Annotated in this window: 11 protein-coding genes; 8 read left to right on the top strand and 3 right to left on the bottom strand. The window is 53.2% G+C overall.

From position 1 onward, the window contains the following. Positions 1 to 18: 18 nt before the first annotated feature. The 5 genes from HOV93_RS16110 to HOV93_RS16090 all read left to right on the top strand — a co-directional run bounded on the left by HOV93_RS16110 (position 19) and on the right by HOV93_RS16090 (position 4,901). On the top strand, positions 19 to 432 hold the full coding sequence (locus HOV93_RS16110; RefSeq protein ID WP_207397552.1) for an RND transporter: 414 nt from the start codon (positions 19 to 21) through the stop codon (positions 430 to 432). Positions 433 to 562: 130 nt separating this feature from the next. Next, positions 563 to 1,057, top strand: a complete 495-nt coding sequence (locus HOV93_RS16105; RefSeq protein WP_207397551.1) for a thioredoxin family protein — start codon at positions 563 to 565, stop codon at positions 1,055 to 1,057. 246 nt (positions 1,058 to 1,303) lie between these two features. Then, entirely contained in the window at positions 1,304 to 1,639 is a 336-nt protein-coding gene (locus tag HOV93_RS16100) for a hypothetical protein (RefSeq protein ID WP_207397550.1), read from the top strand. 313 nt (positions 1,640 to 1,952) lie between these two features. Beyond that, positions 1,953 to 3,374, top strand: a complete 1,422-nt coding sequence (locus HOV93_RS16095) for a TolC family protein (RefSeq protein ID WP_207397549.1) — start codon at positions 1,953 to 1,955, stop codon at positions 3,372 to 3,374. Between the two features lie 27 nt (positions 3,375 to 3,401). Further along, positions 3,402 to 4,901, top strand: a complete 1,500-nt coding sequence (locus tag HOV93_RS16090; protein ID WP_207397548.1) for a copper oxidase — start codon at positions 3,402 to 3,404, stop codon at positions 4,899 to 4,901. A gap of 44 nt (positions 4,902 to 4,945) precedes the next feature. Here HOV93_RS16090 and HOV93_RS16085 read toward each other — a convergent pair whose 3' ends face one another. Next, the gene (locus HOV93_RS16085; RefSeq protein ID WP_207397547.1) at positions 4,946 to 6,361 is read right to left on the bottom strand and encodes a TolC family protein; all 1,416 of its coding nucleotides are present in this window, start codon (positions 6,359 to 6,361) and stop codon (positions 4,946 to 4,948) included. 987 nt (positions 6,362 to 7,348) lie between these two features. Here HOV93_RS16085 and HOV93_RS16080 point away from each other — a divergent pair. From HOV93_RS16080 to HOV93_RS16070, 3 genes are read left to right on the top strand one after another with little or no spacing between them, the layout of a single operon-like run. Beyond that, entirely contained in the window at positions 7,349 to 9,280 is a 1,932-nt protein-coding gene (locus tag HOV93_RS16080) for an efflux RND transporter periplasmic adaptor subunit (protein ID WP_207397546.1), read from the top strand. Then, positions 9,277 to 12,786 carry an efflux RND transporter permease subunit gene (locus HOV93_RS16075; RefSeq protein ID WP_207397545.1) on the top strand — a complete coding sequence of 1,170 codons (3,510 nt, stop codon included), beginning with the start codon at positions 9,277 to 9,279 and terminating at the stop codon, positions 12,784 to 12,786. The genes HOV93_RS16080 and HOV93_RS16075 overlap by 4 nt, the downstream gene beginning before the upstream one ends. A 50-nt stretch (positions 12,787 to 12,836) precedes the next feature. Next, a complete protein-coding gene (locus tag HOV93_RS16070) occupies positions 12,837 to 13,283 on the top strand; it encodes a TRASH domain-containing protein (RefSeq protein WP_207397544.1) in 447 nt (148 codons plus the stop codon). A gap of 62 nt (positions 13,284 to 13,345) precedes the next feature. On the opposite strand, the gene HOV93_RS16065 is transcribed toward HOV93_RS16070, so the two are convergent. Then, positions 13,346 to 14,065: a MauE/DoxX family redox-associated membrane protein gene (locus HOV93_RS16065; RefSeq protein ID WP_207397543.1), complete on the bottom strand. Its 720-nt coding sequence runs from the start codon at positions 14,063 to 14,065 to the stop codon at positions 13,346 to 13,348. Positions 14,066 to 14,068: 3 nt separating this feature from the next. Beyond that, complete coding sequence (locus HOV93_RS16060; protein WP_207397542.1) at positions 14,069 to 14,494, bottom strand: MerR family transcriptional regulator; 426 nt, start codon at positions 14,492 to 14,494, stop codon at positions 14,069 to 14,071. Positions 14,495 to 14,709 lie beyond the last annotated feature (215 nt).

The following is a 14,709-nucleotide window of genomic DNA, read 5'->3' as shown; positions in this document are numbered from 1 at the left end:
TCTGAAAAGGAGAATCTAATGAAGTGGATGTTTGGTTTTTCGAGTTTGGCAGTTGGCCTAATTGCGATCGCCACTCTTGCGTTCACAGGTTGTGGTACTAGTGAATCAGCCATGGGAGATACCGACGAGCACTCGGAAGTAGCTCACGACGACCATGGGGATGAACGCGGCGATGAACATGAGCACGGTGACGAGCACGGCCATGTTCATGGTGAATGGTGGTGCGGTGAGCACGGTGTCCCTGAAGAAATCTGTGCCCAGTGTGATACGAAGCTAATTTCCGAGTTCAAAGAAAAGGGAGATTGGTGCGAGGATCACAATCGCCCTGCGTCCCAGTGCTTCATCTGTTCGCCGGAATTATTCGACAAGTTTGCCGCCCGCTATAAGGCCAAGAACGGAGAGGACCCACCCACACCAGACGATCTTAAGTAAGACTCTGATTACTAAGATGTCGTCGTATGCGGAGGTCAATGCTTTGCAGGTTGTCTTCCGCTCGTCAGCTACGGCGGTTGGCTGTCGCCTAGAGCAGCCAGCTGTCGACTGACGCTTTCGAGTATCCTCCATGAAACTCCCTATTCCGATATTTGATCACTCCGTCTACCAATGCAGCATTGGCTGTTGGAGCATGATACTTATCGTTGTCATCGCGGGATGTGGTCACGATATAGACAGAACATCGACGAACGATGATGAAAGGGCCGAGGTCCCCACATTCGTCCAAACTACTGACGAAACGTTTGCTCATGATGTCTTGGGGCATCCCAATCCAGTGGTGGTCATCATGAGCACCAGGTGGTGCCCCGAATGTACAAAAGCGAAACCTCACATTAGGGAACTTGCCAATCAACTTAAGGACAAGGTCCGCTTTCGTGAAGTAGACGTCGAGCGAAATACGTTTCTGGCTGAGAAATACGACATTTCTCAATATCCGACGTTTCTGATCTTGGTAGACGGCCAAGTGAAGGAACGGGTTATCGGCACTGACGAACTGTCACAGCTTGAACCAAAACTGCGTCCAATAGTTGGTCCTGCTACTTCGGCATCTCATAGTCCTTAGAAGCCCTTTTCATGGAAGTGTTCTGACTTAGTCTCGCAATCATAACGGCGGAATGGAACAGGCTTCGCCTTGAAGTAATTCGCATCCCTAAGGAAGTCGCCATCCGCTTCCGCATCGTTCCGGCCGAAGGCGACTCGGTAACGTATGACGTTCCGATTGCGGTTGAGTAAATCTGACAAAGGAAAACAGGTCCACAGCCCTCACCGCTGTGGGCCTTTCTTTTTGCTTATAAGAAAAGCCTTGCCCATGATCTTACGCGCCATCATCGCTGGCTTAGTCGTCGCAGTCGTCTCACAAATCGCCGACCGCTTCCCCCGACTCGGAGCACTCCTGCTGACACTTCCAATCGTCAGCATTGTGGCCTTCGTGTCGGTCTGGTGGAAAGATCACGAATTATCCACGATCTCGAAACTGGCCCGCGAAACACTGATCCTCGTCCCACTAGGTTTACCGTTCTTCGTGCCACTGGCGTTCTCAGAAAGACTTGGCCTTGGCTTCTGGGGAGCATTCGTCCTGGGAGTCGTCCTGGCATCGGCTGCGATCGGAATCTGGTTCGCGTTTGGGCCAAAAGCTGGCAGCTAGCAAGCCGTCAGGAAAACTGCCTATTTCGGCAGGCAGCATAGAAACTTGGTTCTTGAGAAGCAGGGACTTACGCTCTTTGGCTGCTTTCTCACGGACATAAGTATATGCCAAGTTTGTGGTAGCAGCTTACCAGAATCCGAAAAACGTTGCAGTTCTGCCGCTCCCTATACGCACAGTGCCCGTTAAACTTTGCCAACCGCTTGCTGCCAATTGAGGCATTTTCTTGATGATACTGTCGATCTTCGTCATCGCGTGTCGAACCTATCATTACTCGCTATGTTAGATTTTCAATTTGCCACCAGGCGGATCGATCATGGATGGTAACTTATTTCTAAAAACGCTCGCTCAAGTGGCTACGGCGATCTGCCTGCTGGCATCCTCAGCATCGGGACAGGAACTTGCCCCGACAGCCAAACAGAAGATCGAGCAACTATTGACCGAACCCAACGATATCGGGCTCGACACCGCGGCCCCAGGCACACGTTGGGATGGCTTGGCCATCGGCCAAAGCAACGCCGCAGAGGTTCATACGCTCAATGGAATGCTGGAACTCGCGGCTCGTAGCAATCCGACAATATTGCAGGCCCAGTATCAGATCACAGGACAATTGGCCAAAGCGCAACAAGCTGGCCTCTACCCCAATCCCATGATCGCTTACATCGCCGAGAACATCGGTGTCGAAGGCACCGCCGGCGAATGGCAGGGTGCTGAACTTGAACAACGATTCGTGACAGCCGGCAAACTTCAGTTAAGCCGTGACAAGTACCTTCAGCGGGCTAAGGTTGCCGAGCACCTGGCGGTCGCCCAGCAGTTTCGCGTTTGCAACGACGTTCGCATTCACTACTATCAAACGCTCGCGGCTCAGCAGATTCTCGACCTCCAAAAAGAACTGCTAAAGACGGCCGAAGACGATTTGGCGACTACGCGGGAAATGTTCAATGCCGGGCAGGCCAATCAAGTCGATCTTCATCGAGCCAATTCGGAATTGCGGCGACAGCAGCTATCCGTCCTTCAGGCCGAAAACCGCATTCGTCGAGAGTTCCTCCAGCTAAGTTCGCTCGTGGGTATGGAACTCGCCTTCTTGCCCCTGTCAGGCGATTTGCATGCTGCGAGCGATCTCATCGACTACGATACCGTCGCGCAGCGAGTGCTGAGCCAAAGCCCTGAGATTCTCGCCGCGCATTCCAAACTTCGGGAAGACCAGATCACGATCAATCGCGAGAGCGTGGAATGGGTACCCGATGTGATTGTTGGGGGTGGCGTCGGACGCAACTTCGAGGCGAATGACACGACCGGAGCTTTGAGCGTTCGGATGGAACTTCCCATCTATGATCGTAATCAGGGAACGTATCGTCAGGCTCAAGCCGATTACATTCGGCAGCAGAAGGAAATACGCCGGACGGAAATGGACCTCAAGATGCGTCTGGCCATGCAGTACGAGACGTACCTGAGTGCCGCCCAGCATGTGCTGACCTACGAGGAAATGATTTTACCTCAGCTCAAGCAAGCGTATGCTACATCGTTGCAAAGCTACAAAGAAGATCGCCTCGCCTGGCCCCATGTGCTGCATTCCTATCGAGACTACACACTTCGCCGAATCGAGTATACCGACCAGCTACTCGCCCGTCGTACCAGTGAAGTTTTGATCAACGGTTTCCTCCTGCACGGCGGCTTGAATCCCGCCCCCGGGGCAATACCGCCTGGCCACTTGGATGCGACCCCGAATCCTCGCTAACCCACATCTTTCAGGAATCGTTCGATCATGGAACGCGAGACCTCACCCCGTCGACACTTCATCAAGTCTGGCATGCTGGCTGCCGCCTCGTTGGCCGCCGGGAAGACACTTTCCGCGCAGGAACAGGTGGATCCTGAAGAGGCAGCCGTACCTCAAGCCGGTCCCATCGCGACGCCTCCTGCAGCTAGTAACACAAAGGAAGGAACCGTCCGTGATCAGTACGATGGCTTCTCACGCTTCAAGCCAAGCCGCGGCAATGATCCTGACAGCGACTATTATCTCGGCAAGCTGGTTCCTGGGTTCCGGTCAACTGAGGAAGGACCGGCTCCGTTTGTCGCCCCGGACCTGGAAAAGCTTCCCTACGTCATGAAAGATGGAGCCAAGCAGTTCGAGTTGGTCGCCCAAAATGTTCGCCGTGAGTTCCTGCCGGGCTATGAAATGGATGTGTGGGGCTACAACGGTTCGATGCCTGGCCCGACGATCGAGGTAACCCAGGGAGACCGCGTTCGGATCATCGTCCATAACGAACTGCCTGAGCCAACAACGGTACACTGGCACGGCTTTGAACTGCCCGTCCAGCAAGATGGCTCGATGACGTTGACACAGAACCCCATCATGCCTGGCAAGAGCTATGTCTACGAGTTCGATATTCACGAGGCAGGGACATTCTTCTACCACTCCCATGTCGCTATGCAGGAAGCATTCGGCATGGTGGGCTGGTTCATCGTTCATCCCAAAAAGGTGTTCGATCCTCCGGTCGATCGTGACTTTGGTTTGATCTTCCAGAACTTCCACATCAAGGCCAATCAGACCATCAGCAACTCGTGGGCAATGGACTGGAGTTGGCACACGATCAACGGTCGTAGTGGTCCCTTCACGACGCCGCTGGTCGTCAAGCATGGCGAGCGGGTACGTATCCGTCTGCTTGACTTTTCACCGATGCAGCATCACCCGATCCACTTGCACGGACATACGTTTTGGCTGACCGGCCGAGAAGGGGCACGAACGCCTAAATCGGCTTGGATTCCTCGCAACACGGAACTCGTCGGAGTCGCACAAGCCGCCGAATTTGAGTTCATTGCCAACAATCCCGGCGACTGGATGTTCCACTGTCATATGGTCCATCACATGATGAATCACATGGTCGAACAAGTCGGGCCGCGGATTCGTGAAGGCGCAAACGTGGATGCCTACATGACAAATCTGGACCAACGCCCTCCGGTCGACATGAAGCATTCCGAGGGCTTCGCCACCCCAGGCTACCCGCAAGGGATGCAGGGAATGCAGATGTCCGAGAAGTTCATGAAGGCCATCTGGTCACGTCGCGAAGTCCAAGGCATGCGTGCCACTTGGCCCAAGTCGGTTCACGGCCTCATGACCTTGCTGCGTGTCCTACCGGACGATCTTTACCAACAGGTCATGGAAACCGATGACGTACCCAAGGGGGCAATCTTTGAAGAGATCGTCCAACGATTCGGTACCCCGGGGACTTATCAAAAAGCACCCATGATGAAGATGGGGCATTAAGCTAAGTCCCATCGTGGTCAAGCCAGATCACTTCGCACTAAAGATTACGGAGTGAGATCGTTACCTGCGACCTGCTGCAACTTAGCGATCGCGATTGCCAGGTCGCCTTTGGCCTGGTGAAGCCCTAGCTCAAGAGTTAACAGATTGCGATAGTCGCGGATAACGCGATCGAAATCGACGCTTCCATTGGAGTATGCTTCCTGATCGGCAGCCAACGTTTGGCGTGCTTGCGGTAAGATCGTTGTCTGATACAGGTTCGCAGTTTCTTGGGCTCGGTTCGCTTCGGCGTAAAGATCGACGACTAGCGCATCGTAGCGATCGGAAAGCTCTTCCACGGATGCATGGGCTGCTTGATGCTTCCACTTCGCTTCGTTCTCCATGGCATCGTACTTCTGGTGCCAGATCGGAATGCTCATTTGCGCCCCTAGCGCCCACGGATCTTGTCCAACATCGACGATCGTGCTCGGTGGTCGGTTATCGTCGGTGGGAAAATAGCTGGCTGAGATCATAAACTCTGGCCGTCGCATTAATCGGGCTACTTCAATGCCCCAGCGAGTTGCCTGAGTGCGGAGTCTTGCCGCTTCCAATTCAGGCTGATTTCCCTGGGCCAGCAGGGAGATCTCTTGGATGCTCTGCCGAGGCAACGAGACATCCAACTGATGCTGTCCGGAAATCGGTTCATCGGGTCGTCGTGCAACCAAGCGGTTTATCTCGACCTCGATGCCCTGACGCTGACGACGATACATCAACAATCGCTCTTCAAGCTGCGATAACTCGACGGTACCTAGCAAGACATCCCCTTGAGAAGCGGCCCCGGTTGCGATCCGTGCGTTCGCAAGTTGAATCAGCGACTCGAGTAGTTCCTGATTCGCCTTGGCGATCTCAATCTGTCGATCGACTACGTATAAGCGGTACCACCCGGTTCTAATCTGGGCCACAACTCGCAGTCGTTCGGCTTCAAGCTCCGAGTGAATGGCATACGCCTCGAAGATGACTCGCTGCTGGTCCGCATTCAAACGACTCAGCCATGGGATTGCCTGGCTGAAGGTCATGTTGGCTCGTTGTGATCCGGCAGCGGTCTCGATAGCATTGCCGAAAACATTCGCACCAAACCGCGGATCAGGCAACTTATCGGCGTACTGAGACTTGGCGAGTGCAGCTTGGTAATCCTGCGAAAGCTTGAGTAGACGCGGATTCTGCTGTAAGGCAGTCTGTTCCAGTTGCAAGAGCGTCAAGCTTGTGGAGGGCGTACCAGGAATCGATGGCAGATCACTCAGCTCTTCCTGGAAGTCTACTGGTTGAATCGTCGTGGCAACCAACTCATAAGGGTCCTGAGGCGTTACCTGTGAGACGGCTTCTTGAAATGGTGGAGCAGCCAGAGGAGCGTCGGGGGAGACACACCCCACAAAGAAGAGTGCAGTTGCAGGGAGACCACAAAGTGCCAAACGCTGTGCCAACATACGTATTACTCAAGAACAGAGAACAATTGCCGGTTGAAGTGAAACCGGGAGGGTTGATGTTTAATTGGCACGGTCCAATGTTCTTATCGTCAACGCAGCTACAATCCTCATAACAAATTCCAACGATCCAACAGGTTACGCGATATTTGCCAAACTTGGGCGAGGATTCAGTCTTGACGTCCCCATCGTCGATCGGGATGATGCGAAAGTATTCCGGTTAAGAAGACTTTGCCGGCTTTCAAGATATTGGGTACGAGATGTCGAAGCCTCGTAACACCAACCTGAACGAATGGTGAATTCCAAAGTGCCTTTTGCCGCTGACATTGCTGGCCGAGTTGGGATCTGGACTTTGATCCTTATTCTTCCACTGCAAAGTATCTTTGCTGGCGGTCAGGCGTGCATGGCAGCAACGACTTTGGGATGTGGCGAATCCAATGGATGTCAGTGCTGCCTGGAACAACGGCAAGGAAAGACCTGCTGTTGCCAAGGTTCCGCTTCTAAGACGCATGGAAACTGTTGTCATGCGAGCAATACAAACGCGGTAGAGTGCTCGTGTGGAATCGCTTGCCCCTGCGGTCATGCGACTCCGGTGGAAAGTCCGGCTATACCAACACGTGACTCTGACGCACGGGCAGACATCGTAAGCTGGGCCTTCACCGTTAACCCAATTGACACTGTTACCCAAATCAAATTTCCCCTTCAGGGACTGCGGCTTCAACTGGCTGCAATTCAAGCTGTTTCTGTCGATCGCTGCTCGACTCTCTGTCGCTTTACACTCTGAAAAGCATCTGGCGAAGCTTCTTTACCAAGCAAAGCATATGTTTCTTTCAACGTTCAGGGTGAGTTTGCGTTAAACGTCATTCTTTGACATTTCAAAGCAGGCTGCATTCTCGCTCTAAAACATGTTTCATTGCTTCCATAGCGTGTTGGCACATATGGCGTGCTGCGCTATTGGTGCGTATGTCCTTCATTTACAGGTCCATTCTGATGAGCGATACCCCCGAGCAGGTCGATCATTCGGACACCAGGCCCACGCAAGCTCAAGCGGTGCCGGAACGTTGGTGGTGGCTAGGGTTTGTCCTTAAGCCGCTGGTGTTTCTTGTATGCGGCACATTGCTATTCGCGGGTCTAGGTGCCATGCAAAAACTAGGACTGCTGTCTAGCGGAGGTGGACATGGAGGTCCTGGCTCTGCGGTAGCAGCGTCAAACGCTGAATATATTTGCCCGATGATGTGCACGCCCCCATCATCTCAACCTGGTCGTTGCCCGGTTTGTGCGATGGAACTCGTAGTCGCGTCCTCAGGTGGTTCTAACGGCGATTCTCAGTCGATTCAGATTGGTTCGGCAGCTCGTAGAATCGCCAACATCCAGACAGCGGAAGCCACTTTAGAGCCCATGGTGAGGAAGGTACGTGCTGTCGGCAAGCTGCAGTACGACGAAGCTTCACTCAAGACCATTACGGCATATGTTGGGGGAAGACTCGACCACCTCTATGCAGACTTTACCGGGGTTTTCGTGAAGAAAGGCGAGCCTCTGGCAATGTTGTATTCCCCAGATCTTTACTCGGCACAGGTTGAGTACCTTTTGGCCCAAAAGTCCGTCGATCATGCATCTCCTGGCGTGCTCCCAAGTGTCGCTCAGGCGAACCGCAACCTGCTCCAGAACGCAAGGCAGCAGTTGTTGGAACGAGGGATGACTGAGGCACAGATCATTGAACTGGAATCCCAAGGCAAAGCGGATAGTCGCCTTCATCTCAATTCACCCATGAGTGGGACCGTGATCCAAAAAATGGCGGTCGAAGGTCAGTATGTGAAGACCAGCGATCCGATCTACCAACTGGCGGACCTTTCCACGGTATGGCTTATGCTCGAACTCTTTCCCGAAGACGCTGCCTGCATCGGATACGGTGAGAAGGTCGAAGCCGAGGTTCAATCACATCCAGGAAAGAAGTTCACGGGCAGAGTTGCATTTATTGATCCGAACGTCGACGAACGCACGCGGACCATCGGCGTTCGTGTCGCTCTGCCGAATGTAGAAGGTCTTCTCAAAGTTGGCGATTTCGCGACAGCTTTTCTTCGCATTCCCGCAGCAGCCGGTCCACAGTTGCGCAGATACGATCAGCAGTTAGCCAACAAGTGGATAAGCCCACGGTTTCCGAATCAAATCTTCGACCAGCCTGGCAAGTGCCCCATCAGCAATCTCGACCTCGTCCATGCAACCCAATTTGGATTTGCTGACCAGCCGCAAGAGCAAACCCAATCCGTATCCGTGCCTCGAAGTGCGGTCTTGATGGCTGGCAAGAATAGCGTCGCCTATGTGGAAACAGAGCCAGGGCGATTTGAGATTCGGCGAGTCGTCTTAGGTCATCAAAGTGGAGGCCAAATTGCGATCCATGACGGGATCAACCCTGGCGAGAAGGTAGCCATCAAAGGCAACTTCTTGATCGATTCTCAGATGCAGCTTGCAGGGAACCCTTCCCTGATCAACCCGGATAAGTATGTCGCTCCCAAAGTCGATGAAGAGTCACCTGAGATGCTGGCTGCTCTCGAGAAGTTGCCTCTTGAAGACAAACCGTTAGCCACTGCCCAGCAGATTTGCCCGGTTACCGAGATGGCCTTGGGCTCGATGGGCACTCCCCCTAAGGCAGAAGTAAACGGCCGCACGGTGTTCCTATGCTGCGAGGGATGTCGCGGTTCACTGATGAAAGAGCCTGAGAAGTATCTTGCAGTCCTCGACAATAAAGATAGTGGGCCTCAACCAGAGAACACACCTGACTTGCCCCCGATCGGCCCCATTCAAGAGATTCCACTTGTTCCTGAACTACCACCTAAGACGGTAGCCGTTCCTGTTGAAAGTGATGGGCCAACAACTCCATCGATTGCGACCCCTGTGATCCAGCCCGTGGAGGTCGTCCGATGATCCAACGTTTCCTTCAATTCTGCCTGAAAGAACGACTACTCGTTTTGCTGACCGCGGTGTCCCTGGCCGCCTTCGGTTGGTACTGCACCTACAAGGTCCCCTTGGATGCGATTCCCAATGTTGGCGAGAACCAGGTCATTGTTCTAACCGAATGGCCAGGCCGGTCCCCCAAGGACATCGAAGACCAAATTACCTATCCGCTATCGATCGGGCTTCAAGCCGTGCCAGGATCGAAAAGTGTCCGCGGAAAAAGCATGTTTGGCTTTAGCTTTGTCCAAGTAACCTTCGACGATAGCGTCGATTTTTACTGGGCTCGATCTCGTGTCGCCGAACAGCTTACCGCCATTGGCAATCAGTTACCCGAAGGAGTGACTCCCAGCCTCGGCCCGGACGCGACCGCATTAGGGCAAATCTACTACTACGTGCTGGAAGGTCCGCCTAAAATGGACCTGGCCGAGCTACGTTCCAAGCAAGATTTCTTCCTGAAGTATGCGTTGCAGTCGGTCGATGGTGTCGCGGAAGTTGCCTCGATCGGTGGCTACCTCAAGCAGTACCAGGTCGAAGTTAATCCCGACCAACTGCGTTTCCACGACATTCCCTTGAACCTCGTCATCGACGCCGTGAAGGCTTCGAATATTGATGTCGGTGCGAAGACGGTCGAGACGTCCGGGATGGAGTTCATTGTCCGCGGGCGAGGATTCATCGGTGCCGGCAAGACTGAGCCGGAAACGATTGAGCAAATCGAGAATACCGTTGTTCAGACTCGCGACGGGATACCGGTCCGCGTTCGTGATCTCGCTCAAGTCCAAGTAGGCCCTTCCTTTCGGCGAGGTGCTATCGACTTGAATGGTCGTGAGACCGTGGGCGGCGTCGTCGTCATGCGTTACGGCGAGAATCCTCGCGAAGTGATTCAGCGCATCAAATCGAAGATCGCTTCCCTGGAAAGCGAACTGGGCGGAATCAAAATCCTCGGCATCTACGATCGTACGCAACTGATTAATGAAACAGTTGCTACGCTCACCGACGCATTGAGTCACGAAATTCTCATCACGATTGCCGTGGTGGTTCTTTTCCTGCTCAACGTTCGGTCGAGTCTGATCATTGCGATTACCTTGCCGATGGCGGTACTCATGTCCTTCGCGGCTATGAAGTGGTTTCATGTCGATGCGAATATCATGTCGCTTGCGGGAATTGCGATTGCGATCGGCACGATGGTCGACATGGGGATTATCGTCTTGGAAAACATCTACGATGCCCTTGCCGAATGGGAAGCGAAGGGAGCACCAGGCGGACCTCCTCAGCGACTACGTGTCATCCAACAGTCGGCAAGCGAAGTCATACCAGCAGTTCTCACGGCCGTCAGTACGACGATCGTGAGCTTTCTGCCCGTCTTCTTTCTAACTGGCAGAGACTACAAGCTGTTCGCTCCACTGGCCTGGACGAAAACGTTTGCTTTGGCGGCCAGCTTGATTGTCGCCGTGACGGTCGTTCCGGTACTTGCCCGAATCTTTTTGCACAATGCTCCAAGGCTCACCTGGCGGTCTATGACAGCTGCGATAGGATTGGCCGGTATCAGCATGCTTCTCGGTCAACTTCTATGGGGTGAGCACTTGGCTGAACTCCTTGGTGTACCGAGTACTCTCGCCACGGTCGGCCTTGGCCTGGTTGGCGCAGCGATTGGCTGGTGGATGAGCCGTGAACAACTTCGGCCCATGGAAGACAACCCTGCCAGCCAATTTGTGCGATTTCTGTACGCCGGACGTTTGCGTATGGCCCTTCATCATAAGGGAATCATGCTGCTTTTTCCGCTGGTGATTTTCATCCTGGGACTTGGTGCCTGGATTGGCCTGCCGACCGTACTTCGCCCCTTTGAGAAATTAGTATCACTCGTCGGAGCGGATCTCAATGAGGTTCCCGGATACGTCGATGCGAAGCATACCTTCCAAGGCCTCAAGTCCGATGACTGGATTGCCTTGGACGAGGGAAGTTGGTTCTACATGCCCAGCTTATATCCTGCTGCCGGATTTAATCAGGTCATGGAGATTCTGCAATCGCAAGATGTCCTGATCAAAGAGATTCCAGAAGTTGCCCACGTGATGGGAAAGATTGGTCGCGTTGAATCGGCACTCGATCCAGCCCCTGCCGCGATGATTGAAACCTACGTCATGCTGAAACCACATGATCAATGGCGTAAAGGCATTACGGAGCGCGACATCTGGGATCAAATTAATGAGGCCGCTACCCTTCCAGGCGTTACGCCTGCCTCACCACTGCAGCCGATCGAAGGCCGTATCGTCATGTTGCAGTCCGGTATCAAGGCATCAATGGCAGTTCGTGTCTACGGAGACTCCCTAGAAGGGCTGTCGGAAGCATCAGTGGCCGTTGCCGAAGAGTTGAAAAAACATCGCCTCGTGAACGCAGGTACCGTCAATCCAGACATCGTCATGGGAAAACCTTACTACGAGTTTGAGGTCGATCGTGAAGAAGCTGCCCGCTACGGGATGACTACTATGATGGTCAATCAGATCGTCGCGGCCGGCCTAGGTGGTCTCGACGTTACGACGACGGTCGAAGGACGGGAGCGATACCCGATTCAAGTCCGCTTCAATCGAGAAGTCCGCGAGAACATGGGAGAGCTCCCTAGGACTCCCATCGTAACCCAATCCCACGATGTAGTCCCGCTGGAAAGACTGGCCAAGGTTTCCACTACATGGGGACCTGGCATGATCAATAGCGAGGATTCGCGTCTGGTTGCTCACGTCATGTTCACTCCTTCTGGCGTCGCAGGCGATTTGGAAACGGTCGATTCGGTCATGGATTCACTACGCGTTGCCCGTGAGTCGGGAACGCTGGTGTTTCCTGATGGCAACTTTGAACTACAGGCAGTGGGCTCATTCCAGAACCAGATCGAGGCGAACTATCGCCTGATGTGGATCATTCCGGCTGTCTTCCTAATTAACTTATTGCTGCATTACCTGCACTTTCGCAATCTACCGATCTCCCTGGTGGTATTCTCCGGTATCCCCGTCGCCTGCGCCGGAGGCATGATCGCCCTCGCGGTCATGAATATCGAACTGAACACTGCCGTGTGGGTTGGATTCATTGCCCTGGCAGGTTTGGCCGCTGACGACGGTATCGTGATGGCCAGTTACATCCACGACCGCCTGAAGCGTCGGACCATCACGAATGTCGAGGACCTACGGGAGGAGATTTACCAAGCTGGGCTCAAACGAATACGCCCCTGTGTGATGACCACGGTCACAACGATTGCCGCGTTGATTCCTATTCTGCTTTCGACAGGTCGCGGAGCGGACGTCGCCAAAGCAATGGCATTGCCGGTCTTCGGTGGCATGCTGATCGAACCATTCACAACGTTCGTAGTTCCCACAATTTATTGCTGGTATCTGGAACTCAAGTTGAAAGCGGGCCTCAGCGACTCGCTGCTTGAAATGTCATTGGATGAAGAGGAGTCCGAAGAGATGGCTTCTCACGCGACGGCCGCCTAACGGATTGTGGCCGTAGTGATTTGTTTGCTAGTTAGAAAGGAAAAGATTTGATGAAAACGTTCATTATGATCGCCGCGTTGCTGGTTACCTCGTCAGCCGTTTCCGCACAGGCACAAGAGTTGTCGGAACATGACAAGATTCACATCGCTGTGCAGGACATCTGCCCCATCTCTGGCCAGAAGCTAGGTTCGATGGGAACACCGATCAAGGTGAAAGTCGGTGAAGAGCTTGTCTATGTTTGCTGCAAAGGTTGTTTGCAGCAGCAAGTTAAACCGGAACACTGGGCAACGATTCATAACAACTTCGCCAAAGCCCAAGGCATTTGCCCCGTGATGGAAAACAAGCTGTCGCCCAAGGCAAAGTGGACAATCGTCGAAGGTCAGATCTTCTACGTTTGTTGCCCTCCGTGCACTGAGAAGATCGCCAAAGATCCAAAAGCTTACCTCAAGAAGCTCGATGAACTTTACCTAGCGTCCCTTCGATCACAGCAGAGATAGAAGATTAGCGTGCCGATTCGTTGCCTCACACTACTGTGAGGCAACGAACGACAGTCTACGGATCACATCAACAGCATCCCGCCCGCCATGGCAATCATGACGGAATTCTCGACAATTGTCACAACAGACATCGGCAAGTTGAAAACCGTCCCTAGGCAAGCACACTGAATGGGCTTTCGATTACGAACCGCGGCGATCACTCCGACCAGACCGATGCCCATCACGGCGATCGTCACCCCATTGGCCAATAGCGGAAACGATTGAGACAGATACAAGATCCCCAGCCCCAATTCCACAAATGGGTAGGCCAACGCATAGCCGTGCCATCGCTTGGCCACGACATCGTAGGTTTGAAACGCTTCCGCAAAAGCAGTCACGTTCAATAGTTTGAAAAAGGCAAACCCGAGAAAGAAGAATCCCATAAAGTGGTTCATGGCGCGAGTCCACTCGAACTGCCCAATCGCGAACTCAGTGAATAGGGTTACTCCTAGGATGTACGCCACCACCAATAGTAGTGGTCGATAAGAGGACAGCTTGAATTTCGACGTTTCCTTTTCATCTGGTTTCACGGTGACAAGCTCCTGTGCGGAGAAACCTGCCTGATGAAACAGATCGAGTACTCGAGTCTTTTCCGCAATACTACTCAATTGAACTCGGACAAGCTTTCGTGGATCTGCGAGATCGGATGACCACTGTTTAATAGTTGGTTCTGCGTCGAGATACGGCTTCAGCTTGCTGAGGCAATTGCCGCATCGCAGATTGCTTTGATAAACAACTTCCATCGGTTACGACTCCAAAGACTGTGGGTGATGTTTGCGATTTGCCAATGCCTCGATAATGGGACAACCTTCCATCGGACCATGCCCAGAGCACTGCTCGACCAAGTAACTAAGCGACTCTTGTATTCTTTGTAGGTCAGCGATCTTCTCGCGAATCTCCTCTACTTTCTGACTGGCGAACTGTTTCGCCGCTTTCCGATCAGCGTAGGGTGTATCGGCAAAGCTCAACAACTCCAGGATCTCAGCCAACGTGAAACCCAATTCCTGAGCACGTTTGATGAAATGGATCCGGTCGACCGTCTCTGGTGAATACTCGCGATAGGTGCCTATTGCTTTGGGCCGAGCAATAAGACCCCGCTTTTCATAAAAGCGAATCGTTTCGACACCGACGCCTGCCGCCTTGGCAAGTCTTCCGATCGTAAATCGAGGCATAGCAAAATCTCCTTACACGAATTATCGACCCTGTACTATGGTACGGAGTCAAGCCAAACCTTGCAGGCCGTGTCGATCGCGATTCCCAGCGGGGCTTAGATGTTGACGCAAGTTGAAGTGCAGCCTAGACTTTGAATATCCCCACTGGGCAAGAGGAAACCGAAGTGATTTCATTTGTGAGCAATTTGACCGTCTTTTTCGCAGCATTGATGATG

This window comes from Bremerella alba, assembly GCF_013618625.1.
GTDB lineage: Bacteria > Planctomycetota > Planctomycetia > Pirellulales > Pirellulaceae > Bremerella > Bremerella alba.
This window is presented reverse-complemented; position numbering and strand designations above follow the sequence as displayed.

What these genes read in the sequence shown, in the direction of transcription:
- HOV93_RS16070 (WP_207397544.1), top strand. Translation starts at nt 12,837, where the DNA reads ATGAAAACGTTCATTATGATCGCCGCGTTGCTGGTTACCTCGTCAGCC.
- HOV93_RS16060 (WP_207397542.1), bottom strand. Translation starts at nt 14,494, where the DNA reads ATGCCTCGATTTACGATCGGAAGACTTGCCAAGGCGGCAGGCGTCGGT.
- HOV93_RS16100 (WP_207397550.1), top strand. Translation starts at nt 1,304, where the DNA reads ATGATCTTACGCGCCATCATCGCTGGCTTAGTCGTCGCAGTCGTCTCA.
- HOV93_RS16085 (WP_207397547.1), bottom strand. Translation starts at nt 6,361, where the DNA reads ATGTTGGCACAGCGTTTGGCACTTTGTGGTCTCCCTGCAACTGCACTC.
- HOV93_RS16110 (WP_207397552.1), top strand. Translation starts at nt 19, where the DNA reads ATGAAGTGGATGTTTGGTTTTTCGAGTTTGGCAGTTGGCCTAATTGCG.
- HOV93_RS16080 (WP_207397546.1), top strand. Translation starts at nt 7,349, where the DNA reads ATGAGCGATACCCCCGAGCAGGTCGATCATTCGGACACCAGGCCCACG.
- HOV93_RS16075 (WP_207397545.1), top strand. Translation starts at nt 9,277, where the DNA reads ATGATCCAACGTTTCCTTCAATTCTGCCTGAAAGAACGACTACTCGTT.
- HOV93_RS16065 (WP_207397543.1), bottom strand. Translation starts at nt 14,065, where the DNA reads ATGGAAGTTGTTTATCAAAGCAATCTGCGATGCGGCAATTGCCTCAGC.
- HOV93_RS16090 (WP_207397548.1), top strand. Translation starts at nt 3,402, where the DNA reads ATGGAACGCGAGACCTCACCCCGTCGACACTTCATCAAGTCTGGCATG.
- HOV93_RS16105 (WP_207397551.1), top strand. Translation starts at nt 563, where the DNA reads ATGAAACTCCCTATTCCGATATTTGATCACTCCGTCTACCAATGCAGC.
- HOV93_RS16095 (WP_207397549.1), top strand. Translation starts at nt 1,953, where the DNA reads ATGGATGGTAACTTATTTCTAAAAACGCTCGCTCAAGTGGCTACGGCG.